The organism is Moorena sp. SIO4A1 (genome assembly GCF_010672065.1).
Lineage (GTDB): Bacteria > Cyanobacteriota > Cyanobacteriia > Cyanobacteriales > Coleofasciculaceae > Moorena.
In genome coordinates, this window is record NZ_JAAHHX010000692.1 from 1 (window position 1) to 1483 (window position 1483).

Annotated in this window: 2 protein-coding genes; one reads left to right on the top strand and one right to left on the bottom strand. The window is 44.7% G+C overall.

The genetic code is table 11. The annotated features are described in order from the left end of the window. Positions 1 to 1115 (top strand): zinc ribbon domain-containing protein (locus tag F6K53_RS41985; protein ID WP_293086390.1); only part of this gene is annotated, 1115 nt, incomplete at its 5' end. A 228-nt stretch (positions 1116 to 1343) separates the two neighbouring features. Here the strand turns inward: F6K53_RS41985 and F6K53_RS41990 are convergent. Further along, positions 1344 to 1439: a pentapeptide repeat-containing protein gene (locus F6K53_RS41990; RefSeq protein ID WP_293086393.1), complete on the bottom strand. Its 96-nt coding sequence runs from the start codon at positions 1437 to 1439 to the stop codon at positions 1344 to 1346. Positions 1440 to 1483 lie beyond the last annotated feature (44 nt).

The window sequence follows — 1483 nt, forward strand, 5'->3', positions numbered from 1 at the left end:
CCACGCAACTTAAGACTTTAGCTTTTCTAGAAAATACTCTCCTTCATAGACTCGTCAGGAAAGAGTTCCAAAGAGGGCATTCTTGGGTTAAAAATCAGATAGTTTATCAACAAGGAGGGTATAAATGTAAAAGACTTTCGCGGAATACCTACCAGTTAGAATTAGCTGGATTAAGGAGAGGAAAGAGGAACAGGATAGTTGTCAGGTCTAATCGAAAAATAAAAGGACAAATCAGGCTAATCTATAACCAACTCCTGCCAAGATTTGAAGTTCATTTTCTGGTAGATCATGGAACCGTAGGAATTACATCTGAACGTCGGAGTGTCGGGGTAGATAAAGGGTACACGGAGGCTTTCTATGATTCAGAAGGTCAGGCTCACGGGAAAGGACTAGGAAAAGTAACCACCAAGAAGTCTGTTCGCGTAGCGTGGCCAATAGGCCATCGTATATGTAGAAAGAACCGAAATAGAGGGAAGCTTTGGGCACTTCACAGAAAGTTAGAAAAAATCGACCCAGCTAAGTCAGCTCGAATACTTGAAAATAACCTAACCAGAAAAACAGAAAACCGCCGTTACAGACAGGATCAATCAGAACTAACGGCTATGATAGGGGCGGCATCTAAGTCTCTCTTTAATGGGGAGTCTTTAAAGGTGTTTGCAGAAGATTTAACACGACCAATACGAAATAAACGCCAGTCTTTGGCCGTATCCCGCAAATTAAACAGTTGGATGAAAGGAATAATGCGGGACTCTTTGCAAAAGTGGGCTAATTGGACTGGATCGGTCGTTACAGAAGTTCAGCCTAGCTACACGTCGCCAATTGACTCCAGGAATGGAACCCTTCTTGGGAAAAGGACTGGGGACAATTTTACCGGTTTTGATGGGGTCGTGTTGCAGGCTGACCATAATGCTGCCAAGAATATCCTTGCTCGCGGTACTGACAAGGAGATAACCCGGTATATGAGTAGAGCCGAGGTGCAGGCAGTGTTATTGCGTCGTACCGCGCGTTACTTGGAAGGTATGGGACTGAGTTTAATTGATGCGGTTGAGCTTGGATGGCTTGATTGCAAGCATACTAAAACTCAGGCTTTCAAGCAACTCCTCAACGGGATTTGAGGAACGCCTAGACAGACGGGTGGTTAGAAGTTACCGTAAGAATAAGGCAGCCTTTATGGTTTGTCGGCTATGGGTAAAAGGGTTAAAACTTTATGATTAAGGCTGCCTTATTCTAAGGTTTCGTCTCCGGAAGGTTTGACTCCAATTACTGTATGACCACCCCTCACTCAGGCAACAATAAATTGCACCTTGACTGTATTATCCGGTTTTGTACCGATTTATTACTGTTTAAGAGTATCCCACATTGAGGTCAGCTTTGATCAGGTTAACCCGCCTGAGATCAGCCCTACTGAGGTCAGCCCCTCTGAGGTTAGCCTCACTCAGATCAGGCTCTAGGTTAGGATTCTCCCTCCGCCACTGATTCCAGG